The sequence below is a fragment of the Amycolatopsis sulphurea genome (assembly GCF_002564045.1).
In the GTDB taxonomy this organism is placed as follows: Bacteria; Actinomycetota; Actinomycetes; order Mycobacteriales; family Pseudonocardiaceae; genus Amycolatopsis; species Amycolatopsis sulphurea.
The window spans coordinates 4,076,865-4,099,290 of the sequence record NZ_PDJK01000002.1; the positions used below are offsets into that span (position 1 = coordinate 4,076,865).

Consider the following 22,426-nt stretch of genomic DNA (forward strand, 5'->3'; position numbering starts at 1 on the left):
CAACGCGATCAGGTCGAGATCCGCGCCGGTGATCATCTGGCGGTGCATCACCGGCCCTTCAGGCAGATCGCCGGTCAGCTCCCGGCTCAGTGGTGCGGTGATCTCCGAGGACTCCGCCGCCCGCGTGATGAATGTCCACATCGGACGGAACCGGCGTTCGGTCATCGTCTGGAAGGCCTCGGTGGCCACGGGACCTCGGCGCAGATCGGCGGGCAGCCCGAAGATCCCGTCGATCAACGGCGCCGACCAGGTGGCCGCCGGCCCGCCGAGACAGGCGCGCAGATCGGTGAGCAGGGCGCCGGTGTCCGAGTCCGGAATGGACCGGAGATGTTCGGGTGAGCGCCGCGGTCGCGAGCTGTGCTTTGGCCGGCCACCGCCGGTAGACGTCGCTGCGGTGCGCCCCCGCGGCCACGGAGACCGCGTCGTAGCTCTTGCTCGCCAACCGCGCCCAGGCGGCGGCAAGCACTGCCCGAGCTCGGGATCCCGCGGACGTCCCGCCACCGGCCGCCCCCATTTCGCTACACCTCGTAGCTTTACGGTACGCGTGGACCGCCGGACGTCAAACCGGGCGAGAGGAATCCACTGTGGACGAAGCGGGCACGCGGGGAACCGGCCGTTCGAACAACGCTCCGCTGCCGCGCCCGGGTACTTCCATCGTCCGGACGTGCCGGAAGCCCTGTCCGCGGTAGTAGTCCTGCAGGCCGGGGTTGGTCTTCCACGCGTCCAGCCGCACCGAGCGCTTGCCGCGCGCGGCGGCCCGGTGCAGCGCCTGGTCGATCATCCAGGTGCCGATGCCCTGCCCGCCACGGCCGCGGTCGACCGCGAAGTGGGTGAGGTACAGCGCGGAGTGCGGGTCGTCGGCAACGGTCCAGAACTCCGGATCGGGCTCGGGGTCCAGGGTCATCGTCGCGGCCGGACCGTCGTCGTCGGTCGCGAGGTAAACGATTCCCGCGGCGACGCCGGGGGCCAGTTCCGCGGCGTGCCACGGGATTCCGTACCACTGATCCAGGCCGCGCTCGCGCAGCCAGGGGATTGTCGTGTTCAGGATGGCGATCAACGCGTCGAGATCGGCTTCGGTGGCGGGGCGGAGCCGCAGGTGCATCCGGCGAGGCTAGCCGACCGTACCGGTTCCCGGGAAGATCCGGTCCATGGTCCGGCCGGCGGGAAAATCCGTGTCATCCGGCCGGATTCGCCGGTCCCGGTGGCCGCCGGAATCGATCTGCCGCGCACGGCATAGGCTGCGGCAGGTCGAGCAGTGCGGCCGGGAGGTCGTAGGCTCGGGCGAATGAGCACGGCATCCACCGCGGAGTATCCGATGGTCGAAACCCGGCACCAGACCCGCCTGCTCACCCTGTTGCGCGACGAGGGACCGATGTCCCGGGTCGAGCTGGGGGAGCGGCTGGAGCTGCCGCGTGCGCGGGTGAGTGCCGAGGTCATCCGGCTGGCCGAGGTCGGGCTCGTCGAGACGGCAGGCCCGTCGGCCAGCCGCGGCGGACGGCGTTCCACGCTGGTGCGGCTGGGCGGCGCGCTCCGCGTGCTGTCGGTGGACGTCGGGGCCACCTCGGTCGGTGTCGCGCTCACCGACGCGTCGTGCGAGGTGCTGGCGCACACCATCGAGGACTGCGATGTCCGGCAGGGTCCGCACGGGGTGCTCAAGCGGGTGGCCGAGCTGGCCGAAGGCATCCGGCACGAGTCGCCGGGGCGGCTGATCGGGGTGGGCATCGGGCTGCCCGGACCGGTCAGCTTCGCCGAGGGCATGGCCGTCGCGCCGCCGATAATGCCCGGCTGGGACCGGTTCTCCGTGCGCGATCACCTCGGCGGGCTGCTGGGTTGTCCGGTCACTGTGGACAACGACGTGAACTCGATGGCGCTGGGCGAGCGGCACGCCGGGGTCGCCCGCTCCACCGACGACCTGGTGTTCGTCAAGATCGGCACCGGGATCGGCTGCGGGATCGTGCTCGGCGGCAAGGTCTATCGAGGGGTCGCCGGCACCGCGGGCGACATCGGGCACATCCGGCTCGACGACTACGGTCCCACCTGCTCGTGCGGCGAAGTCGGCTGCTTGGAGGCGTACTTCAGCGGCGCCGCGCTGGCCCGCGACGGCCTGACGCTGGCCCGCAGCGGCCGTTCGACCTTCCTGGCCGAGGTCGTCGCCGAACGTGGCGCGATCACCGCACAGGACGTCGGCCGGGCCGCCGCCGCGGGCGATTTCGGTGCGGTGAACCTGATCCGTGACGGCGGCCGCCGGCTGGGCCAGGTGGTCGCGTCGCTGGTCAGCTTCGTGAACCCCGGCATGGTCGTGATCGGCGGGGGCGTCGCGCAGCTCGGGCATCAGCTGCTCGCCGAGATCCGCAGTTCGGTCTACCGGCGTTCGCTGCCGCTCGCCACCGGCAACCTCCCGATCGTGCTCTCCGAACTCGGCGACACCGCTGGGGTGATCGGCGCGGCCTGGTCGGCGACCGATCGCGCCTTTACGCTCAGTAGCTGACTCCGGCGCCGGCGCGCCGGTCGTCCGGCGTGGACTCTCCCGGACGCTTCGCGCGGCAAGGGGGTCACCCGACCGTTGCCGAACGGCGTTTGCCGACTCGCTCCATCCGGTGCCCGATTGGTGACCGGGTGCCGGAAACCGTCGCGAGTGCGGCGTCGATCAGCCTCCCGTGGCGTCGGTGGCGGAGTCGTGTGGCGGGCAGTCACAGCGGGTTGCCCGACGAGTCGTGACGGCGCCGCCCCGGCGCCCCACCCGAGACTTCCGCGCCCCTCGATCAGCTTCCGGGCACGAGCTGTTCGCCACGCTCCGCGTTCACTCAAGTCCGCGGAGTAACGTCAAAACCGAGCACAGTTTTGCTATGACGGTACAAAAGTGAGCCGCAAGTCGGCCGCCTATTCGGGTGAAAACCGCGATTTCTGGCGCGTTCTCAGCTTGACGAGTGATTCGGATCTCCCTACTTTCGCTTGCTGGGTACCAAAGTTCCCCATCGTCGACCGAGGTGTGAGGGCAGTGTGGCCGCGACGCGATCCGGGTCGGTGGACCCGGGCAGAGCACGCACGGCGAACCTCGCCGCGCTCTTGCGGGCGTTGCGTGCCGGGCCGCTGTCGCGTACCCAGCTCGCGGCTCGGTGCCAGCTGACCAAGGCGACGGTCTCCGGGGCGCTCACCGAGCTGTCCGATCGCGGGCTCGTCCGTGCGGCAGGGGTGCTGAACGGGGGCAGCGGACGTCCCAGCCGTCTTGTCGAGCTCAGCAGCGACACTGCGTACGGGCTCGCCCTCTCGGTCGAGGCCGACGGATTCGCGGCGGTCGCGGCGAACCTCGCCGGAGAGGTGATTGCGGAGCGTCACGAAAACGCGGATGTCGCGTCGCTCGGGCTGGCAAGGAGCATGGACGAGCTCGCCGTCCTCGCCGGGCAGGTGCGGCGGCACGACAGTCCGGTCGGTGTCACGGTCTCGGTGCCCGGCTTGGTCGATCCGGCGGCCGCGGTGCTGCGGTTCGCTCCGGTCCTGCGTTGGCGCGACGCCGAAATCGCCGACCTGCTCGCCGCGCGGCTCGGGCTGGACGCGGAGGTGATCATCGTCGACAACGAGGCGAACCTCGGCGCGATCGGCGAAGCCGTTGCCGGGACGTGTGCCGGGGCGCGCGAGCTGTTCTATCTCAGTGGCGGCATGGGCGTCGGCGGCGGGCTCGTCGTCGGGGGCACGATCCTGCGCGGCGCCCGCGGTTTCGCCGGCGAGGTGGGGCACATCGCCGTCGACCCGTCCGGCGAGCAGTGCCCATGCGGGCGCGCTGGATGCCTGGAGATCAAAGCCGGGCTCAACGCTCTGCTGCGGGCCGCCGCACCGCCGGGAGATCCGCTGCACGACCCGGCGCTCGGCGTCGAAGGCCGGATCGGCTTGCTGCGCAACCGCGTCCAGGCGGGGGACGAGCGTGCGCTCGCGGCCGTCGCGGAGCTGGGGATCGCGCTCGGCGTCGCGGTGTCCACTGTGGTCGATGTGCTCGATCCGGACGTCGTGGTGCTCGGCGGTTCCTTCGCCGGGCTCGGGGCCTGGCTGGTCGAGCCAATCCGACGGGAACTGGCCGCCCACACGCTCGGGCCGGGCTCGATCTGCCGGGTCGAAGTGTCCACTTTGGGCATCGCGGCGCCGTTGCGCGGGGCCGCGCACCTGGCCGTCGAACGGCTCTTCGCCGATCCGGCGCTCGTCCCGCTCGCCGATGAGGAGGTGCTGGAATGACGTTGCTCGCCGTCGGCGGGATCAGGGTCCCGGCAAAGTTGGTCGAGGCCCCGTGATCAGCAGAGTGAGCCGTGGCTGCCGCGTCATCATCGACGGCGCCTGCCCTCTTCGTCGATCACGCCCGGCAACGGACGATGCGGCGGTATTCGAGGCGCGACCACCTCGCTGTGTGCGCCGGACCTGTCTCGGGTCTGTGAAGGGGCCCTTCACAGACTCAGAGTCTGTGAAGGGTCCCTTCACGGACCTTCACGGACCTTCACGGACCTTCACGGACCTCCGCGGTCGGCGCAGGGCTTCGGCTCGGTATCGGCACCAGGTATCAGGAACTCGACCTGGTGCCCGGGATTTCCGTGGCGGACAACATCTTCCTCGGCCGGGAACGGGCCAGGTCCGGGTTCACCCGGACCGCCGAGTCCCGGGCACGGGTCGCGGTTTCTCCGTCGGGCCGCGGGTTGCCGCGCAGTTCACCCCCGAATCCGGGGAACAGCAGACCGCCAACCTGCTGCAGTCCACGCAGAAATTGGACGCGCTGGGGAATCACGACGACGATCAGGGAGCCGGGGTGGTGGCGGCGATCGACAACGCCGGCCGCAAGGAATTCATGATGGTCGGCGGCGCCGGTTCGGAGAACGTGATGAACCTGATCAAGGCCGATTCGGGGCCGCTCAAGGCGACGGTACTCTACAGCCAGTCGATGGCCGCCACCGCGATCGAGCTGGCACGGCTGCTCGGTGAGGGTAAGGGGCGTCGGGGATTTCGCCGAACACGAGATCCCGGCCGAGATCACCACCTACTCCGCGGTCGTGACCAAGGAGAACGTGGGTCAATATCTGGATGTCGGTATCGATTCCTGACCGAGAATCGATACCGCGAAGAACAAGGAGGGGCATGAGCACGGCACGGGAGACCATCGGGATCGGCCTGGCGGTCCAGCGGGTGCTGGAGGCGGTCGGGCGCAGTGCGGCCGAGCAGTCCCGATGGACCACGACCGAAGGCAACTGACCGGCGAATCCGGCCGAAAGGTGGACAAATGCCTGCCCAGCAACGAACCGGCCTGTGGCTGATCGGCGCACGGGGCTCGGTCGCCACGACCGCGGCGGTCGGCCTGCTCGCCCTGCGTGCCAGGGTGGCCGGGCCGACCGGCTGTGTCACCGAGCTGCCCGCGTTCGCCGGGACACCGCTGCCCTGCTGGGACGAACTCGTCCTCGGCGGGCACGATCTGGTGCACACGCCGCTGGAGAAACGGGCCGAACAGCTCGCCCACGCCGGCATGTTCGGCCCCGCGGTGCTCGCCGCTGTCCGTTCTGGACTGTCCGAAGTGGATTCCGAGATCCGCGACGGATACCACCCGGCAACGCACACCGGCGCGCAGGCGTCCGCTGCCGAGCGGCTTTCCGTGGATCTCCGCACGTTCGCGCAGCGGCACGAGCTGGCGCGGGTGGTCGTCGTCGACGTGTCCTCCACCGAGGCGCCGTGTCCGCACCTGCCGGAGCACGACGACCTCGACGCGCTCGAAACGGCGCTGGCCGACCCCGCCCGGTCTGTCCTGCCGCCCAGCTCGCTGGCGGCATACGCGGCATTGCAGGCGGGGTGCTCGTATGTCGGGTTCACGCCGTCCGCGGGAATCACGTTGCCTGCGTTGCAGAAACTCGCCGAAGGACAAGGCCTGCCGTACGCGGGTTGCGACGGCAAGACCGGTGAGACGTTGCTGCGCACGGCACTGGCACCGATGTTCAGCGCACGGGCGTTGAAGGTTCGTTCCTGGTCGGGGACCAATCTGCTGGGCGGCGGTGACGGCGTGACGCTGGCCGATCCGGTGACCGTGGCCAGCAAACTGGAGTCGAAGGCACGGGGTCTCGCGGCCTTGCTCGGTGAGGACGTCACCGCGCCCCTGCACATCGACCACGTACCGGACCTCGGCGAAGTCAAGACGGCGTGGGACCACGTGTCTTTCGAAGGCTTTCTCGGGGCGCAGATGAATCTCCAGTTCACTTGGACCGGTTACGATTCCGCGCTCGCCGCGCCGCTGGTGCTGGACCTCGCCCGGCTGGTGGCCGCGGCCCACGCCGCCGGGCAGCGCGGCGCGCTGACCGAACTCGGCTTCTTCTTCAAAGATCCGCTGGGGAGCGACGAACATCGGTTCGCGGAGCAGACCGCCCGCCTGATCAGCTGGGCGGGGTCGCTGTGAAGGCCTATGTGGAACTGGTTCGCGCACCGGCCGCGCTGACGGTGCTGGGTGATACGGTCGCCGGGTCCGCCGCGGCGGGGCTGCGGATGACCGGACGGCGCCTGCTCCTGCCGTTGTCGTCGACGGCCTTCTACTGGGCCGGAATGGCGCTCAACGACTGGGCGGACCGGAAGCTCGACGCGGTGGAACGCCCGGAGCGGCCGATCCCGTCGGGGCGGGTGAGCGCGGACGCGGCGCTGGCCGCCGGGACCGCCCTGACCGCGGCCGGGCTGGGGCTGGCCGCGCTTGGCGGCGGCCGGACCGCGCTGCGGATGGCGGTTCCGCTGGCCGCCGCGATCTGGGCCTACGACACCGTGTTCAAACCGACCGCGGCCGGACCGGTCGCGATGGCGGTCTGCCGGGCCCTCGATGTGCTGCTCGGCGCCGGTGACGAACCGGCGAAAGCCGCCGGCGCCGCCGCGGCGGTCGGGGTGCACACGCTCGGGGTCACCGCGTTGTCGGCCGGGGAAGTCCATGGTGGCAGCGCGAATACGGCGAGTGCAGCCTTGGCTGCCAGCTGTGCGGCGACTACGTTGGCGCTGACCGGTCCGGTTCGTGGCGGCCGGTACCGGCTGGCTTCGCTGGCGGCCGCTACCGGTTACGCCGGTCTGGTCGGCCGGGCGCAGGTGGGTACGGTCCGTGATCCGTCCGCCGGCGCCGTGCGCAAAGCGACGGTGACCGGCATCCACGGCATGGTCCCATTGCAGGCAGCTCTCGCCGCGAAGCGGTCGGTCGCCGGCGCGGCACTGGTCGCGGCCGCTTTGCCGCTGGCGCGCAGGCTTTCGCGAAAGGTGAGCCCGACATGAGCTTCCATCTCGGCTACGGCACCAACGGTTTCGCCAATCACCGTCTCGAAGAAGCGCTCACGGTCATCGCCGGCCTCGGCTACACGGGGGTGGCGCTGACGCTGGACCACGATCACCTCAACCCGTTCGCGGACGGATTGGCCCGGCGCGTGGACCGGATCGCCGCCCGGCTCTCCACGCTCGGCTTGCGCCGTGTCGTGCTCGAAACCGGCGCGCGCTACCTCCTGGACCCATGGCGCAAGCACTCGCCGACGTTGCTCTCCGCCGACCCTGCGCCGCGAATCGATTTCCTGACGCGCACGGTCGACATCGCCGCGGACCTCGGCGCGGACTGCGTGTCCTTCTGGTCCGGTGTGTCCACTGTGGAGGACGGCATCGCCTGGTCCCGGTTGCGGGACGGGGTCGCCGCGGTGCTGGAGCACGCCCAGCGGCGGCAGGTCCGGCTCGCCATGGAACCCGAACCGGGGCATCTCGTCGCGCACCTGAGCCAGGTCATGGACCTGCGCAAGGAACTTGGCGAGCCGGAGCAGTTCGGGGTCACGCTCGACGTCGGGCATTGCGTTGCCGTGGAACCGTTCGATGCGGCCGAATGCGTGCGTCTCGCCGGTCCGCTGCTGTGGAACGTCCAGCTCGACGACATGCTGCCGAACGTGCACGAGCACTTGGAATTCGGTGACGGTGAGCTGGATCTTCCGGGGACCCTCGCGGCACTGGAGGAAATCGGCTACGAGGGTCTGGCCGCGGTCGAGCTGCCCCGGCACAGCCACGCCGCGCCGGACACTGCCCGTCGCGCTTTCGCGGCCCTGACCGCCGCGTTGCCGTGGCAGGCCAAGGCGGAGCGGAAGATTCGCGCGAAACCGTCCAGCATCGGCGCGCTCTTCCCCGCCGCCGGGCGCGCGGTCGGACGTGCACCGCTGCATCCGGCGGACGATCCACAGGGGCTTGTTCATGGCACTGTGGACGATCGTGCCCGGATCCGGCTGGTCTCGACGCTGGCCGAGGCCGTGGACGATGCCGCCTTGGCCACGGAGTTGAACGACCTCTACCGGTACGGCGACGATGCCGAACGACGTGGCGTGCTCCGCGCGCTCAACTCGATGGTCTCCCCAGGTGCCGAAGTCGTCCGAGCTGGCCGGGCACTGGTCGAAGACGCCTTGCGCACCAACGATATCCGGCTGGTCGCCGCCGCCATGGGCGAGTTCGCCGCGCGGTTCCTCGATGATCACGGCTGGCGGCACGGGGTCCTGAAGTGCGTATTCGTGGAGGTTCCGCTGGCGGCCGTGGCGGAGCTGAAGTCCCGGGTGGACGGTGAGCTGCTCCGAATGCTCGCCGATTTCGCCGAAGAACGCCGTGCCGCTGATCGCGCCGTCCCCGCCGACGCACTGGAGCTGCTCGAGAAAGGTATTTAGCGGTGCGCATCTTCGACCCGCATATCCACATGACCTCACGGACCACCGACGACTACGAGGCGATGTACGCGGCGGGCGTCCGCGCGCTCGTCGAGCCGGCGTTCTGGCTCGGCCAGCCGCGTACCGGGGTCGGTTCGTTCACCGACTACTTCGACGGATTGATCGGCTGGGAACGATTCCGGGCGAGCCGGTTCGGTATCCGGCACCACTGCACCATCGCGCTCAATCCCAAGGAGGCCAACGATCCGCGCTGCCGTGAGGTGCTCGGCGTGCTGCCGAGGTACCTGGCCAAGGACGGTGTGGTCGCGGTAGGCGAGGTCGGTTACGACTCGATGACCCGTGCGGAGGACGAGGTTTTCGCGCGCCAGCTGGAGCTTGCCGTCGAGCACGACCTGCCGGTGCTGGTGCACACGCCGCACCGGGACAAGCTGGAGGGTACGAAGCGGACGCTCGACGTGGTGCGCGAGTCCGGGATCGCGGCCGAACGAGTGGTGGTCGACCATCTCAACGAGGTGACCGTGGAGCTGGTCAAGGATTCCGGGTGCTGGCTGGGCTTCTCCATCTATCCGGAGACCAAAATGGACGAACACCGGATGGTCGCGCTGCTGCGCCGATACGGCCTGGATCGGATGATCGTCAACTCCGCTGCCGATTGGGGCCGTTCGGATCCGTTGAAGACCGCGAAGACCGGCCAGGCGATGCTCGACGACGGTTTCACCGAGGCCGACGTCGACCGGGTGCTGTGGCAGAACCCGGTCGAATTCTACGGTCAGAGTGGCCGCCTGACCCTCGGCCCGCTGCCCGGTTTCACCGGCGAGGCCGCCGAATTCGGGGGCAACTCGGTGCTACGGGGTGCCCGCGCATGATCTCCTACTGCACGAACGTCCACCCTGCCGAAGACGTCGGCGGCATCGTCGCCCAGCTGGAACGGTACGCGCTGCCGGTGCGGGAGCGACTCGGCGCGGACCGGCTCGGCGTCGGGTTGTGGTTGTCCGCGCCGGTGGCTCGCGGCCTCGCCGGTGACGCATCCGCGTGCAAGGCTCTTCGCGCCGAACTCGACGTGCGCGGGCTGTCGGTGTACACGCTGAATGCCTTTCCGTACGGCGGTTTCCACGACGAGGTGGTCAAACACGCGGTCTACCGTCCACGGTGGACCGACCATGATCGGGTCGCCTACACCGTCGACTGCGTGACCGTCCTGGCGGAGTTGCTCGCCGAGGATGCTTCGTACGGCAGCATCTCCACGTTGCCGCTCGGCTGGCGCGAGCCGTGGACCGACGACGACGATCGGCGCGCGGCCGAATCGTTCGGCCAGGTGGTCCAGGCGATCCGGCAGAGTGGGGACCGGCCGATCAGGGTGGCGGTCGAGCCCGAGCCGGGCTGCGTACTGGACACTGTGGACGATGCGGTGAACTGGCTGTCCCGTCGGGTCGACCCGGAGTACGTCGGGCTGTGCTTGGACACCTGCCATCTGGCCGTTTCCTTCGCCGACCCGGTGGCGACCCTGGCCACCATCGCCGAGTCCGGAGTGGACGTGGTCAAGGTGCAGGCCTCCGCGGCCTTGCACGTCGCCGATCCGGCGCAAGCCCGTGCCGAGCTGGCCGCCTTCGCCGAGCCCCGCTACCTGCACCAGGTCCGGGAACTCGGCGCAGACGGCGTGGTGCGCCGGGCCGACGACCTGCCCGAGGCGTGGGCCGAGTTGCCCGGGGAAGGACCGTGGCGGGTGCACTTCCACCTGCCGCTGCACCAAGCCCCGGCGCCGCCGCTGGCCACCACCACCGACGTGCTGCGTGCCGTAGCCGCGGGGTTGCCCGGGCAGCCGCACGTTGAGGTGGAAACCTACACCTGGAGCGTGCTACCAGACGCCGGCGATCTCGTCGGCGGGATCGCCGCGGAACTCGCCTGGGCACAAGGGAACCTGGAAAGGGTCTCGGCGTGAAGCCATTGGTCGTCATCGATGTCGTCGGGCTGACTCCGAAAGCGTTGCGGTACATGCCCGAGCTGTCCAGCATCGCCCGCGAAGGATGGCAGGCCGAGCTGGGAACCGTCCTGCCCGCGGTAACCTGCAGCGCACAGTCCACTTTCCTCACTGGGCTCTTGCCCGCACAGCACGGCATCGTCGGCAACGGCTGGTACTTCCGGGACCTTGGCGAGATCCACCTGTGGCGCCAGCACAACCGGCTCGTCCGCGGCGAGAAGCTGTGGGAGACAGCGCGTGCCGCGCACCCCGGCTACACCTCGGCGAACGTCTGCTGGTGGTACGCGATGGGGATGTCCACCGATGTCACGGTGACGCCGCGGCCGATCTACCACGCCGACGGACGCAAGTCGCCGGACGCGTACGTGCGCCCGCCGGAGCTGCACGACAGGCTCACCGGCGAGCTGGGGGAGTTCCCGCTGTTCCAGTACTGGGGTCCGACCGCTTCGCTCAAGTCCAGCAAGTGGGTGGTCGGCGCGGCCCAGCAGCTCCTCCGGGAACGCCGTCCGGACCTGCTGCTGGCCTACGTCCCGCATCTCGACTACGACCTGCAGCGGTTCGGTCCCGACGGCCCGCAGGCGGCGAAGGCGGCCCGAGAACTGGACAAAGCCCTGACACCGTTGCTCAATGACGCCCGGAACGCGGGAGCGACCGTGGTCGCGCTCAGCGAATACGGCATCACCACCGTGCACCGGCCGATCGACCTCAACCGGGCCTTGCGCCGCGAGGGCCTGCTGGAGGTCTACACCCAGGACGGGATGGAGTACCTGGACCCGTGGACGTCGCGGGCGTTCGCCGTCGCGGACCACCAGGTCGCGCACCTTTACGTGCGCGATGAGTCCGATGTGGACCGGGTTCGCGCGATCGCGGCTGGGCTGACCGGGGTGGACGAAGTCCTGGACCGGGAGGACCAGGCGAAGTACGGACTGGACCACGAGCGCGCCGGTGAGCTGGTGGCCGTCGCCCAGCCGGATTCCTGGTTCACCTACTACTACTGGCTGGACGAGGACCGCCGGCCCGATTTCGCGCGCAGCGTGGAGATCCACCGCAAGCCCGGCTACGACCCGGCCGAGCTGTTCTTCGATCCGCGGGACCGGTTCGCCAAGGCCAGGGCCGGGCTCAACCTGGCGAAGAAGTTCGCCGGGCTGCGGTACACGATGGACGTCGTGCCGACCGATCCGCGCTGGGTACGCGGCTCGCACGGCCGCCTGCCCGATTCCGCCGCGGACGGCCCGGTGCTGCTCTGCTCGGATCCGGCGGGCGCACCGTCCGGCCGCGTCGCGGCCACCGGCGTGCATCCGCTGCTGCTGTCGTTGCAAGGACTGAAGTAGGTGGAAAGCCCGATGAGCCGTCCGATCACCTTGTTCACCGGCCAGTGGGCGGATCTTCCGTTCACCGAGGTGTGCCGGCTCGCCGGCGAATGGGGCTACGACGGCGCTGGGCCTGGCACTGCCGGCCGCCGCTGCACCCGCTGCACCCGTGGCCGCGCCGGTCGGCTCGGCTGGAGTCCGTGAAGGGGCCCTTCACGGCCCCGCCACCTGTGCCGCGCCCATGCCTTCGCACCGTGCACCAGCACCCGATCGGCAGGCCCGGACTGCGGTGGCCGGGCGCGCCGGTCGGGTGTCCACTGTGTGCATCGTCCGTTCCGGAATCATTCGGTCCGGTGACCGCGGTGCGGTGGGTCAGGCGGCCGGGCGATGCAGGGCCAGGCTGGGCGCCTCCCGGTAGAACCCGGCGATCATCGCGTCGGTGCTCGGCGGGTTGAACGGCTCGCCGAGCGTGCGCATCAGCGAGTCCGCGCTGGGCCGGTACATCCCGGTCTGGCAATACCTGGAACCTTCGTAGGCGCCGACGGTGCTGCCGTCCGGCGAGGGCTCTCCGAGGTATTGGTACCACTTCGCCTGCTGACTGCGCATCTGATCCTCGGTCAGCGCGGTCGCGTTCGGCTCGGCGGGCTCACTCGGATCGCAGTCGCCGTAGTCGTACTCGTCGGCCAGACCGCCGATGGAATGACCGAGTTCGTGCGCGACGATCTGGCTCGACGAGGCATTGCCGCCGGACGACGTCGCGACTCCGCCGCCCGCCCCGCCGTACTTGGTGCTGTTCGCGAGCACGAGGACCTGATCCACGTCCGGCGCGGCGGCCGCGTATTGGTTCGCTTTGGTCTCGTTCACGCAGAGGAGCCGTTCGACGCCGTCGCACCAGAAATACGAGCCCAGTGCGGTGTTGCGCTGGATTCCCTGATCCGGATCGTTGCTCACGCCCGAATCCGGCGAAACGACGTTTACCTGCCAGATGTTGAACTGCTTGCGATAGCTCTTGTACGGCTCGACCGAGAACAATGCGTCGATGCTGGATCGGACATGCTGGGAATAGGTGCCCAGTTCGGCCGCGGTGTAGCCGTCGCCGGTCACGACGAGGTCGAAGTGGTTTTCGCTGGGGCCGTTCGTCTCGATCGGCACCACGTCCGCCGAGCGGGTGAGCCACCCGGCCGCCCGGTCGGCGACCGGGCGGGTCACCATGGCCCGGTGAATGGTGCCACCGGGGTCGAAAACCTCCATCGAAGCAGTGAAATGGTCTGCCTGGGCGGCCGGCGCGGCCGGGGCGGAGCCGAGTGCGAGCACACCGGCCAGCACGGCCACGAGAGACGCTCGTCGCATGGGTACTCCTTGCGGGGACGGAGGAAGAGACCTCTCACGATCCGACTTTCGGCGGCTTCCGGGACATCCCAACCGGTCTTAACATCGGTGTTATGGAAGTCGAGCTCCGGCATTTGCGAATCCTGTGCGACGTAGCCGACACGGGCAGCATTTCCCGGGCCGCGGCCGGAATCGGCAGCAGTCAGCCCGCGTTGACGGCTTCGGTGCAGAGAATCGAACGGGTCTTCGGCGGAAAACTGTTCGTGCGCAGCCGCAGCGGAGTCGTGCCGACCGAGTTCGGCGAATGCGTGCTCGCCCGCGCGCGGGCGGTGCTGACCGCGGCGGAGACCATGCACCGCGATGCCGCGCGGTGGCTGGTGAACGGGGCCGAACGGCCGATCGCGCTCGGCGGGATCGGGTCTTCACTGGTGGTCGAACTGGCCGATCGGATCGCGCGGCCCGAGCACGTCCCCACGGTTTCCGTGCGCACGGAATTCTCCCCGATACGGCTGCTGGAGCTGCTCTCCGCGGGCCAGTTCGACGCCGCGGTGGTGTCCGACTACCCGGGTCACGAGCTGCCGCCGGCCTCGGGCGTGCTGCGGCGGCCGCTGGGTATGCAGCCGGTGTTCGTGGCGCTCGCGGCCGATCATCCCGCGGCCGTCGCGACGGAGATCGACCTGTCCGCGCTGGCCGGGGAACGCTGGGTGCTCGGCCCTTCCGACGGCGCGGGCTGGCCGGAGTCGTTCGAAGACGCCTGTGGACGGGCCGGGTTCCGGCCGCGGGTCGCACACCGCAGCACCGAACTGCAGGCCCTGCACCGGTTGATCGCGGCCGGGCGGGCGATTTCCCCGTGCCGGGTCACTTTCCCGACGACCCCGGAGATCGCGATCCGCCCGCTGTCGGGAGATCCACTGTGGATGCGTTACCTGATCGCCTGGCGGACCGACGGGGTGTTCGGCCGCGAACCGGAGGCACTGCTCGCCGCGGCCGGGGACGCGTACCGTTGCGACACCGCCGCCAGCCCCGCCTACCGGGATTGGCGCGCGGCCCGCGGCGATCTCGTCTTGGGGTAACGTCGATTCACCGGAGATTGTCCGTCTGATGTGGGCACCGTGGGGTGCCGGATCAGGGCCGTGATCCCGGCGGCAGGATGCGCGGCGGATTCAGGCTTTCGCGGATGCGTACGCTCTTTCGAGCTGTTCGCGGACCGTCGGCCGCCCGGTGTCCGGGGCGGGGATGCCGAGGTGTTCTTCACGCAGCTCGTTCATGAAGTCCTCCCACAGCGGACGGCCGCCCGCATAGAGGACCTGCGCGCGAATTCGCAATGGTTCGGAGGTCGGCTGGTGGTTCAGGCCCCACCAGCCGAGTTCGGCGAGCACGGGGACCAGCTGGATGGCGGATTCGGTGAGACTGTAGGCGGCGCGCTTGCCGGAGCCGGCGTCTTCCCGGGTGAGCAGGCCCGCTGCGACCAGATCGCGCAGCCGGGCGGCCAGGATGTTCGAGGCGATGCCCTCCATCGACGCGCGCTGCAGCGTCCGGAAGTGCCGGTTCTCGCCGAACATGAGGTCGCGCAGCACGATCACGCTCCAGCGATCGCCGAGCACCTCGATCGCGGCGTTGATCGCGCAACCCGAGCGGGGCATGCCTGTCCGGGGTGTGCCTGTCATCGCCTTCCCTTCGCCGGTGGACCGACTGCTTGCAATTTACCACCACCCGTGGTTCCCTCAAGGTGCTTGCATTTCACCACCACTTGCCTTGACCGCGGGGAGGGCCGCTTATGATCCGCCGGATACTCGCGCAGAGCACGGTGACCGATCTGGGCCGTGCGGAGGACTGGTACACCCGGCTCTTCGGCCGGGGCCCGGACACCCGCCCGATGGCGGGCCTGCTCGAATGGCAGCTGGGGGAGACCTACGGCCTGCAGGTGTGGTCGGAACCCGGCCGGGCCGGGGCGTCGACGGTGGTGCTGGAAGAGACCGACCTCGATGCCGCTGCGGCGCACCTGCGCGCGGCGGGCCTCGGGCGCGAGGCTCCGCAGCCGGGCGGCGGCGCGCGGATCCTGCCGCTCACCGATCCGGACGGCAACCGGGTCGTGCTGACCGGGGCCTGAGCGTCTTCCGGCAGTCTCTCGTCCACTGTGGACAGAAGGGCCGGGCCGTCACCGTCGTGACGGCCCGGCGGGACGCTGCCGCTGTCGCGTCCCCCGGTGGTGGCTCCCTGGGCTCCGCCACCGGATCGGGAGGCTGCCTCGGCAGCCGAAGGCGGGCGCCGCGGTTCCGGGTGATCGCGGAACCGCGGCGCCCGCCGTGTGCCGGGCCGCCCGCAAGGGAGGGGTTGGCGGCCCGGAGCGGGAGGCTACTTGTCGGTGCCCGGGGTGAGCACCTTGTCGATCACGAAGACCGTGGCGTTCTTGGTCGGGATGTTGCCGCACAGCACCTTCGCGCCGTTCACGGTCATGCTGTCGCCCGAGCCCTCGATCTTGATCGGGCCGCCCGCGGTGTTGAGCGAGGTGACCGAACCCGCGGCGGACAGGCCTTTGGCGTCGTAGCGCTTGCCCAGGACGTGGTACTGCAGGATCGGGGTGAGCTGGCTCGGGTTCTTCGCCAGCTTGGTGAACTTCGCGTCACCGAGGGTCTGGAAGGCGCTGTCGGCCGGGGCGAACACGGTGATCGCCTGCTGGCTGTTGAGGGTGTCGACGAGGTTGGTGGCCTTGACCGCGGCGACCAGCTTGGTCAGCAGCGGGTTGGTCGAGGCGGCGCCGGCGACCGGCTGCGGGCCCATCGAGTCCAGCGAACCGGGGGCGCTGCCCTGCGGCAGCCGGCTGCAGGCGGGCCCGAACACGTCGGCGTTGGTGGTCATCCCGTCGCCCGAAGCGCTCGACGTCGGCGCGGACATCGACGACGGCGCGCTGCTGGAGGCACCACCGGACGAGGCCTGGTCGTTGCTGCTGCAGGCGACAAGGCGATCGCGGCGACTGCGGTGAAGCCGAGACCGGCGACGCGGAACCTGTTCACGGGTGTTCACTCCTCGAGAGCGGCGGAGGCAGTTCGCGGGGGAACTGCGCTGATGCCGGTGATTCGGCACCCGCGCCGGAACGGATGGGTCCCGGGGTGAATATCCCTCGGACGGGTGGACTCGACGGAAAGCTGCGCTGCGTACCAATCCGGGGCGGGCGGGGCTCCGAACCGGGGCTTGGGGACTATCTGTCCACAAGCGACACTTCAGTCGAGGCAGAACTCATTGCCCTCGACGTCTTGCATCAGCAGGCAGGACTCGTTCCCGCCGTCGGCCACGAGCAGCTGCACCCGTGTCGCGCCGTGGGGTATCAGGCGGGCGCATTCGGCTTCGAGCGCCGCGACGCGGGCCTGCCCGGTCAGGCCGGTGCCCGCCCGCACGTCCAGGTGCACCCGGTTCTTGACGACTTTTCCCTCGGGAACGCGCTGGAAGTACAGCCGCGGCCCGGCTCCAGTGGGGTCGACGCAGGCGAATGCGGCACCTCGTTTCTCCGGAGGCTGCGCGCGGTCGAAATCCGCCCAGTCGGCGAATCCGGCCGGCGGCGGTGGGACGACGTAGCCCAGCGCCGCGCACCAGAAACGGGCGACCCGCTCGGGCTCCGCGCAGTCGAAGGTGATCTGGACCTGCTTGACCGATGTCATCCGGCCACTCTAGCGCGGGCTGTTCAATTATTCGATCAACTTATCCGGCGAAATCTTCTGCCAGGGTCCGCGAATAGCTTCGAACGTGATTCTGTGTCGTGCGGAAATTGTGCGTACCGTGCTTGGTGAACTTTCCGTGGTTCGCCCTGCTCTCGAGTTCCGTCCAGCCGCTACCCCCGGTGACGAGCCGAGGGTCGGCGTAACCCGTCCAGCAGGAGGGTGATCACGCCGTCGGCTTCGGTTCGCCAGGCAGGGCGGTCGTGAGCTGCGCCGATGCCGTGCAGGGCCATCATCACGGCGCCGGCGTCCACATCGTCACGCACGGTGCCCTCCGCGATGGCGGCGGCGATCAGATCGGTGACGGCTTGCTCCAGCGCTGCACTGCTTTCGGCGCGCGCCTCCGGTGAGGTGGCCATGAGTGCGGCGAGCGTTCGGGCCAGGCCGAAGTGGGTGTCGATGTGGTCGACCATGCTGTGCAAGAAGGTCGCCAACGCCTCGTCGGCGGGCAGGGTTTCCGGCAGGCGGCGGGCGCGCTCGCACAGCGTGACGATTTCCTCGTGGTAGACGGCCTCGGCCAGGGCCTCCCGGGTGGGGAAGTGGCGATAGAGCGTGCCGACTCCGACGCCGGCTTTCGAGACGCACTCCGACGCGTCGGCGCGGGAACCGCGCGAGATCTGCCGGGACACCCTGGCGGAAGCGCGGCGGCTCGGCGTCCCGGCGCCGCACCTGGAAGCGGCGGAGCCGGACTTCGCCCGGGAAGAAGCGTGCGCGGCGATGGTGGAGATCCGCTCCGGCGCCACTCCGAGGATGAGGGCGGCCTCGGCCGTTTCGGCGCCGAACAGGTCGGCGGCCGCGGTGACCGGGCCGGCGGTCAGTGCCGCCCCTGACCACGAGCTGAGGTGAAGGCTGTGAAGGGGCCCTTCACGGACTCAGAGTCCGTGAAGGGCCCCTTCACAGCCTTTCGGGGCGGGGCGGGGCGCGGGGCGGGGTCAGCCGGTGGTGACGGTCAGGCGGCCGAGGCTGGTCGCCAGGTCGGGGTGGTCGGCCGGGACGACCCCGGACCATAGGGCGGTCCAACACGACGGGCAGCTGTACTGCCGGAACACCACTGGGGCGTCGACGTAATCGGTCGCGGTGGCGAGGATCTGCGGACCGGCTTCGGTCGGCGGGCCGTCGTAGACCGCCAGCGCCAGTGGGGTTTCGCCGGTGTCGCCGAGGATTTCGCCGCAGTGGCCGCAGGCGATGCGGTCGCCGGATTCGACGAGGTTGTCGTCGATGCGGCGGGCGGTGGACAGGTCTGCCTGACCGCTGGTCCGGCCGGTGACGCGGGAGCGAGTACGTCGCGTGTCGCGCCGGCGGGAGCGGACGGCCTCGGTCGCCGCCGAGTCCACAGTGCCCGATTCCAGCACCACGCCGTAGACCGAACGGGCGGCCTCGGCAGTGATCTTCTCCTCGCGGAGATCCCGGGCCACGGCGGAAGGGTCACGCAGGAGTGGGTCGCCGTAGCCACCGCCGCCCTGCCAGGTCATGGCGAACACCTCACCGGGCGCCAGATAACTGGAGGCATAGTTCTGGCCCGGTTCCAGGGTGTCGCTGACTTCGGACAGCTCGGCCGGCATCTCGCCCGCCGCGAAGAGTTCCTTCACGCGGCTGGTGCGGGCGACCACATCGAGGCCGCTGTTGCCGGGCAGTCCACCGGACAACCCGCTGTTCTGCGCGACCGCCTTGCCTGCCGACGCGAGCACCAGTCCCATCGGCACGCTGGTGCCGTGCGGAGTGAAGGCCATCGACGCGCCGAGCCCGCCGCGATGCCGCCCCGGGCCGCCGGAATCGGGGACCTCGCGCCGCCACAGCGTCAGCACCGGGTAGAGGAATTCGGTCATCTCGACGTCCGGGACCCGGCCCATCGGGATGCAGAACAGGCCGCCGGTGTCCACTCCGTCGGCATGCGGGCGTGCGCCGTAGCCGCCGGCCATCGGCTCCATCATGATCGACAGGAACGGCGCGGGCTGCGCGCCGCGTTCGTCCAGCCCGGCGATCACGGCGGTGTCCCAAGTGCCGCAACAGGTCGCTTGGACGTTCTTGCCGAGTTCCAGATCGCGGTCGAGCATCTGGGACAGGCAGTCCGCGACCAGGCTGCCGGTCAGCCAGGCCGGGCCGATCGGGCCGCGGCCGACCGCGGCGGGGAAGGTCGCGTTGTTGAGCGTGCCCTCCTCGGTGATCAGGTCGAAGCAGCGCATCAGCCCGCCGGCCGACCACGGGATGTCCCCGGCCAGGATCGGGAGCAGGGCGAGCATGACGCCGCCGCGCATCCCGGCGTAGGTGCAGTTGACCACGCCGGCCTGGGGATCGGTGCCGGTGAAGTCGAAGGTGAGGTGTTCGCCGGTTTTGGTGGTGGTGACCGTGATCTTGTGCAGGTTCCGGTCGCCTTCGTGGGACTGGTCCTGGTAGCCGGTCGCGGTCCAGCTGCCGTCGGGCAGGGTGGCGAGTTTCCCACGCAGCCGGGATTCGGCGTCGGACATCATCCGCTTCATCACGGCCTTGACGGTGTCCGCGCCGTACTGCCGGATCAGCGCGTGCAGCCGTTCGGCGCCGACGTTGTTCGCGCCGATCTTGGCCCGCAGGTCGAGCCCGACCAGCATCGGCACCCGCGACCGGCGCACCCACAGGTCGGCCACGTCGCGTTGCAGCCTGCCGTCGCGGACCACCTTGACCGGCGGGGTGGGCAGGGATTCGGAGAACACGTCCTGCGCGGCGGGGGAGAACGAGCCGAGCCCGACGCCGCCGAGGTCCGGCTGGTGCGCGATGGCGCTGGTCCAGGCGAACAGCTTCCCGTCGTGGAACACCGGCTGGTAGACGATCACGTCGTTCTGGTGCAGCCCGCCGCCGACCCAGGGATCGTTGCACAGGAACATGTCCCCGGCCTCGATCCCCGGATTGTCCGCGCGGTTGCGCAGGGTCCAGTAGATGGCCAGGTCGACCGCGCCGACCAGCATCGTGTTGTAGAGCCCGACCTGGACCTCCTGGCCGAGCTCGTCGGAGATGGCGAAGTCGAAGTCGTTGGCGTCCGTGACGATCGGCGAGCCGGACATCCGCTTGAGCGCCTCGCCCATCTCGTCGGTGACCGACCAGAGCCGGTGCCGGATCACCTCGTAGGTGAGCGGGTCGAGCGCGGCGACCTGTTCGTCGGTGACGGTATGCACGGGCAGCGACGCCGGCAGCGAACGCGCGAGTTCCGCCGGGTCGACGGGACGGCTGGAGAAGGCCTCCGAGCCGGGGATCGGCATGGTCATCGCGTGCTCCTCCGGATGGTCAGGTTGCCGAGGTGGTCGACGGTGCCGGTGGTGCCCGCGGGCACCACGACGGTGGTGGTCGGCACCTCGACCACGGCCGGGCCCCTCAGCACGTGCCCGGCGCGCAGTTCCTGGTAGTCGTAGATCGCGGTGTCGACGTAGCCGGTGGCGGCGTCGAGACACACCGGCCGGGTGGTGACGGGCTCCGGGTCGCGTTCGGCCGGGGGCACGCCGGGCAGCTCCGGGCTGAACGGCAGGATGCCGATGCCGCGGACCCGGAAGGTGATCGCCTGGATCCCGGCTTCGCGGAAACCGGCGCCGGCGCCGAACAATTCCGCGTAGCGCTGCTCGAATCCGGCTGCGGCGGCTTCGATCGCCGCCATGTCCAGCGGCCCGCTCACGACCGGAGTGGTGACCTCGGCCAGCTGCATGGTGTAGCGCATGTCGATCTCGCGGTACAGCTCGACGCGTTCGAACTGCACGCCTTGGCGTTGCAGGCCATCCCGGACCCGCTGTGCCAGCTCGGTGAAGTTCTGCTCGGCACGCTGGGGATCGAACGGGACCACGGTCGGGTCGGACAGCTCCGCGGCGAGCGCGATGTCCGACGAGGCCAGCCCGAACGCCGAGAACGCCGACGCGACCGGGCCGAGCGGCACGACCACTTCGTCGCACCCGACTTCCGCGGCGTAACCGGCGCAGTGCGCGGGTCCGGCCCCGCCGAAGGCGTAGAGCACGAAGGTGCGCGGGTCGTGGCCGGATTCGACCACGGTCTTGCGCAGCAGGTCGCCGGTCTGCGCGTTCTGCACGGTGTAGATCGCCGCTGCCGCCTCTTCCACCGAAAGCCCCAGCGGTTTCGCGATCCGGGTCTCGATGGCTTGGCGCGCAAGGTCTTTCGACAACGGCTTGCGCCCGCCGAGCAGCCCGCGTTCGGGCAGGATCCCGAGGACGAGGTTGGCGTCGGTGTTGGTCGGTTCGGTGCCGCCGTTGCCGTAGCAGGCCGGACCGGGCACGGCCTGCGCGCTGTGCGGCCCGATGCGGAGGTTCCCGCCGGCGTCGAGCCAGGCGATCGCGCCGCCGCCGGACCCGATCGCGTCGACCCGCAGCGTGGGCACGTTGATCGGGTGGTGGTTGATCACCGTGCCGGTGTCGCGGACCGGTTCGCCGTCCACCACGAGCCCGGCCAGGAACGTGGTGCCGCCGACGTCGGTGGAGATGATGTTGCGGTGGCCGAGCTGACGCCCGAGTGCCACCGAGCCGACCACGCCGCCGGTCAGCACCGAACCGACCGTGCTGATCGCCGCCGCGGGTGCCTCCGCGGCCGCGATCGCCCCGCCGTTGGACTGCATGACCAGCAGCGGTCCGACGAGCCCGTGCTCGCGCAGCGAGGATTCCAGCGTGCCGAGGTAGTCGCGCAGGCCGGGGCCGATCTGCGTGCTCATGATCGTGGTGGCGTTGCGGGCGAACTCGCGGATGCGCGGGCTCACCTCGGACGACAGCGCGACGAAGAGCCCCGGCGCCTCCTCGGTGATCAGCTCCCGCAGCCGATGCTCGTGCGCCGGGTTGCGGAACGACCAGAGCAGCGAGACCGCGATGGCCTGCACGCCCTCGTCGACCAGGCTGCGGATCGCCGCGCGGGCCTGCGCTTCGTCCAGCGCGACGACCACGGTGCCGTCCCGGTCGATGCGCTCGGTGATCTCCAGCGCGTGCCGTTTCGGCAGCAGTGAGTGGTCCTTGTCCTGGCCGAGGACGTGCTGCAGCTCGTGCGGGGACCGGCCGAGGTAGCGGCCCTCGACGTTCATGATGAAGATCGAATCCCGGTGGCCCTTGGTGGTGAGGAACCCGACCGGCGGCACGTTGCCCGTCACCAGCGCGTTGAGCGAGGACGTCGTCCCGTGCGCGATGTGGTGGGTCTCGGCCAGCATCTCCGGCAGGGTGCGGCCGAGCTGCTCGGCGAGCAGGGTCAGGACGTCGAGCACGCCCCGGGAGTAGTCCGGCGGGGTGGAGGGGGACTTGGCGGCGAGCACCGTCCCGGCGTCGTCGTCGAGGACGGCGTCGGTGAACGTGCCGCCCACGTCCACGCCGATGACGTAGGCCATGGCAGGCGCTCCTTTGCGCGAGGCGAGGTGTTGACGTTTGAGTAGACTATTCAACGGTAGCGACAAGAGTCAACCTTGACTCTTCGGTATCCATGACG

General features: G+C 70.0%; 18 protein-coding genes and 5 pseudogenes. 14 read left to right on the plus strand and 9 right to left on the minus strand.

Annotation, left to right across the window (positions count from 1 at the left end):
• Window positions 1-24: 24 nt before the first annotated feature.
• Both ATK36_RS34835 and ATK36_RS24835 read right to left on the minus strand, forming a co-directional pair.
• Window positions 25-501, minus strand: a pseudogene (locus ATK36_RS34835) (TetR-like C-terminal domain-containing protein); the annotation flags it as partial.
• A 58-nt stretch (window positions 502-559) separates the two neighbouring features.
• Window positions 560-1,102 (minus strand): GNAT family N-acetyltransferase, encoded by a 543-nt coding sequence (locus ATK36_RS24835; RefSeq protein ID WP_098513693.1) that lies wholly within the window; start codon window positions 1,100-1,102, stop codon window positions 560-562.
• 183 nt (window positions 1,103-1,285) lie between these two features.
• Here ATK36_RS24835 and ATK36_RS24840 point away from each other — a divergent pair, with 183 nt between their 5' ends.
• The 11 genes and pseudogenes from ATK36_RS24840 (at window position 1,286) to ATK36_RS32475 (ending at window position 12,158) form a co-directional block, all read left to right on the plus strand.
• Window positions 1,286-2,488: an ROK family transcriptional regulator gene (locus ATK36_RS24840; RefSeq protein ID WP_098513694.1), complete on the plus strand. Its 1,203-nt coding sequence runs from the start codon at window positions 1,286-1,288 to the stop codon at window positions 2,486-2,488.
• A gap of 512 nt (window positions 2,489-3,000) precedes the next feature.
• Window positions 3,001-4,224 (plus strand): ROK family transcriptional regulator, encoded by a 1,224-nt coding sequence (locus ATK36_RS24845; RefSeq protein ID WP_098513695.1) that lies wholly within the window; start codon window positions 3,001-3,003, stop codon window positions 4,222-4,224.
• Between the two features lie 287 nt (window positions 4,225-4,511).
• Window positions 4,512-4,694 (plus strand): annotated as a pseudogene (locus tag ATK36_RS34840) (sugar ABC transporter ATP-binding protein); the annotation flags it as partial.
• Window positions 4,655-5,078 (plus strand): annotated as a pseudogene (locus ATK36_RS24850) (type 1 periplasmic-binding domain-containing protein); the annotation flags it as partial. The pseudogenes ATK36_RS34840 and ATK36_RS24850, both read left to right, overlap by 40 nt.
• 176 nt (window positions 5,079-5,254) lie before the next feature.
• Window positions 5,255-6,412, plus strand: a complete 1,158-nt coding sequence (locus tag ATK36_RS24855; RefSeq protein ID WP_098513696.1) for an inositol-3-phosphate synthase — start codon at window positions 5,255-5,257, stop codon at window positions 6,410-6,412.
• Window positions 6,409-7,257 carry an SCO3242 family prenyltransferase gene (locus tag ATK36_RS24860; protein ID WP_098513697.1) on the plus strand — a complete coding sequence of 283 codons (849 nt, stop codon included), beginning with the start codon at window positions 6,409-6,411 and terminating at the stop codon, window positions 7,255-7,257. Before ATK36_RS24855 ends, ATK36_RS24860 begins: the two co-directional genes overlap by 4 nt.
• Window positions 7,254-8,666, plus strand: coding sequence for an EboA domain-containing protein (locus tag ATK36_RS24865; protein ID WP_098513698.1), 1,413 nt, complete (start codon window positions 7,254-7,256; stop codon window positions 8,664-8,666). The genes ATK36_RS24860 and ATK36_RS24865 overlap by 4 nt, the downstream gene beginning before the upstream one ends.
• A gap of 2 nt (window positions 8,667-8,668) precedes the next feature.
• Window positions 8,669-9,532, plus strand: a complete 864-nt coding sequence (locus ATK36_RS24870; RefSeq protein WP_098513699.1) for a TatD family hydrolase — start codon at window positions 8,669-8,671, stop codon at window positions 9,530-9,532.
• Window positions 9,529-10,605, plus strand: coding sequence for a metabolite traffic protein EboE (eboE, locus tag ATK36_RS24875; protein WP_098513700.1), 1,077 nt, complete (start codon window positions 9,529-9,531; stop codon window positions 10,603-10,605). Before ATK36_RS24870 ends, eboE begins: the two co-directional genes overlap by 4 nt.
• A complete protein-coding gene (locus ATK36_RS24880; RefSeq protein WP_098513701.1) occupies window positions 10,602-11,975 on the plus strand; it encodes an alkaline phosphatase family protein in 1,374 nt (457 codons plus the stop codon). The genes eboE and ATK36_RS24880 overlap by 4 nt, the downstream gene beginning before the upstream one ends.
• Before the next feature lie 12 nt (window positions 11,976-11,987).
• Window positions 11,988-12,158 (plus strand): hypothetical protein, encoded by a 171-nt coding sequence (locus tag ATK36_RS32475; RefSeq protein ID WP_170069636.1) that lies wholly within the window; start codon window positions 11,988-11,990, stop codon window positions 12,156-12,158.
• A 168-nt stretch (window positions 12,159-12,326) separates the two neighbouring features.
• On the opposite strand, the gene ATK36_RS24890 is transcribed toward ATK36_RS32475, so the two are convergent.
• Window positions 12,327-13,304 carry a M64 family metallopeptidase gene (locus ATK36_RS24890; protein WP_098513703.1) on the minus strand — a complete coding sequence of 326 codons (978 nt, stop codon included), beginning with the start codon at window positions 13,302-13,304 and terminating at the stop codon, window positions 12,327-12,329.
• Between the two features lie 92 nt (window positions 13,305-13,396).
• Here ATK36_RS24890 and ATK36_RS24895 point away from each other — a divergent pair, with 92 nt between their 5' ends.
• On the plus strand, window positions 13,397-14,356 hold the full coding sequence (locus ATK36_RS24895; protein ID WP_098513704.1) for a LysR family transcriptional regulator: 960 nt from the start codon (window positions 13,397-13,399) through the stop codon (window positions 14,354-14,356).
• 90 nt (window positions 14,357-14,446) lie between these two features.
• On the opposite strand, the gene ATK36_RS24900 is transcribed toward ATK36_RS24895, so the two are convergent.
• Window positions 14,447-14,950 carry a winged helix-turn-helix transcriptional regulator gene (locus ATK36_RS24900; protein ID WP_245915110.1) on the minus strand — a complete coding sequence of 168 codons (504 nt, stop codon included), beginning with the start codon at window positions 14,948-14,950 and terminating at the stop codon, window positions 14,447-14,449.
• A 110-nt stretch (window positions 14,951-15,060) separates the two neighbouring features.
• On the opposite strand from ATK36_RS24900, the gene ATK36_RS24905 reads away from it, so the two are divergent.
• On the plus strand, window positions 15,061-15,393 hold the full coding sequence (locus ATK36_RS24905; RefSeq protein WP_098513706.1) for a VOC family protein: 333 nt from the start codon (window positions 15,061-15,063) through the stop codon (window positions 15,391-15,393).
• 245 nt (window positions 15,394-15,638) lie between these two features.
• Here the strand turns inward: ATK36_RS24905 and ATK36_RS24910 are convergent.
• The 3 genes and pseudogenes from ATK36_RS24910 to ATK36_RS24920 all read right to left on the minus strand — a co-directional run bounded on the left by ATK36_RS24910 (window position 15,639) and on the right by ATK36_RS24920 (window position 17,625).
• A pseudogene (locus ATK36_RS24910) lies at window positions 15,639-16,297 on the minus strand (fasciclin domain-containing protein).
• Between the two features lie 207 nt (window positions 16,298-16,504).
• Window positions 16,505-16,939: a VOC family protein gene (locus tag ATK36_RS24915; RefSeq protein WP_098513707.1), complete on the minus strand. Its 435-nt coding sequence runs from the start codon at window positions 16,937-16,939 to the stop codon at window positions 16,505-16,507.
• A 170-nt stretch (window positions 16,940-17,109) separates the two neighbouring features.
• Window positions 17,110-17,625 carry a TetR/AcrR family transcriptional regulator gene (locus tag ATK36_RS24920; RefSeq protein ID WP_098515158.1) on the minus strand — a complete coding sequence of 172 codons (516 nt, stop codon included), beginning with the start codon at window positions 17,623-17,625 and terminating at the stop codon, window positions 17,110-17,112.
• Here ATK36_RS24920 and ATK36_RS33825 point away from each other — a divergent pair.
• Window positions 17,573-17,698, plus strand: a pseudogene (locus ATK36_RS33825) (ketopantoate reductase family protein); the annotation flags it as partial. The gene ATK36_RS24920 and the pseudogene ATK36_RS33825 sit on opposite strands and share 53 nt — an antisense overlap.
• 230 nt (window positions 17,699-17,928) lie before the next feature.
• Here ATK36_RS33825 and ATK36_RS24930 read toward each other — a convergent pair.
• Window positions 17,929-20,232, minus strand: a complete 2,304-nt coding sequence (locus ATK36_RS24930; protein WP_098513708.1) for a hydantoinase B/oxoprolinase family protein — start codon at window positions 20,230-20,232, stop codon at window positions 17,929-17,931.
• The gene (locus ATK36_RS24935) at window positions 20,229-22,328 is read right to left on the minus strand and encodes a hydantoinase/oxoprolinase family protein (protein ID WP_098513709.1); all 2,100 of its coding nucleotides are present in this window, start codon (window positions 22,326-22,328) and stop codon (window positions 20,229-20,231) included. The genes ATK36_RS24930 and ATK36_RS24935 overlap by 4 nt, the downstream gene beginning before the upstream one ends.
• Between the last annotated feature and the right edge of the window lie 98 nt (window positions 22,329-22,426).

What these genes read in the sequence shown, in the direction of transcription:
- ATK36_RS24835 (WP_098513693.1), bottom strand. Translation starts at nt 1,102, where the DNA reads ATGCACCTGCGGCTCCGCCCCGCCACCGAAGCCGATCTCGACGCGTTG.
- ATK36_RS24840 (WP_098513694.1), top strand. Translation starts at nt 1,286, where the DNA reads ATGAGCACGGCATCCACCGCGGAGTATCCGATGGTCGAAACCCGGCAC.
- ATK36_RS24855 (WP_098513696.1), top strand. Translation starts at nt 5,255, where the DNA reads ATGCCTGCCCAGCAACGAACCGGCCTGTGGCTGATCGGCGCACGGGGC.
- ATK36_RS24865 (WP_098513698.1), top strand. Translation starts at nt 7,254, where the DNA reads ATGAGCTTCCATCTCGGCTACGGCACCAACGGTTTCGCCAATCACCGT.
- eboE (WP_098513700.1), top strand. Translation starts at nt 9,529, where the DNA reads ATGATCTCCTACTGCACGAACGTCCACCCTGCCGAAGACGTCGGCGGC.
- ATK36_RS32475 (WP_170069636.1), top strand. Translation starts at nt 11,988, where the DNA reads ATGAGCCGTCCGATCACCTTGTTCACCGGCCAGTGGGCGGATCTTCCG.
- ATK36_RS24890 (WP_098513703.1), bottom strand. Translation starts at nt 13,304, where the DNA reads ATGCGACGAGCGTCTCTCGTGGCCGTGCTGGCCGGTGTGCTCGCACTC.
- ATK36_RS24895 (WP_098513704.1), top strand. Translation starts at nt 13,397, where the DNA reads ATGGAAGTCGAGCTCCGGCATTTGCGAATCCTGTGCGACGTAGCCGAC.
- ATK36_RS24900 (WP_245915110.1), bottom strand. Translation starts at nt 14,950, where the DNA reads ATGACAGGCACACCCCGGACAGGCATGCCCCGCTCGGGTTGCGCGATC.
- ATK36_RS24905 (WP_098513706.1), top strand. Translation starts at nt 15,061, where the DNA reads ATGATCCGCCGGATACTCGCGCAGAGCACGGTGACCGATCTGGGCCGT.
- ATK36_RS24915 (WP_098513707.1), bottom strand. Translation starts at nt 16,939, where the DNA reads ATGACATCGGTCAAGCAGGTCCAGATCACCTTCGACTGCGCGGAGCCC.
- ATK36_RS24930 (WP_098513708.1), bottom strand. Translation starts at nt 20,232, where the DNA reads ATGACCATGCCGATCCCCGGCTCGGAGGCCTTCTCCAGCCGTCCCGTC.
- ATK36_RS24935 (WP_098513709.1), bottom strand. Translation starts at nt 22,328, where the DNA reads ATGGCCTACGTCATCGGCGTGGACGTGGGCGGCACGTTCACCGACGCC.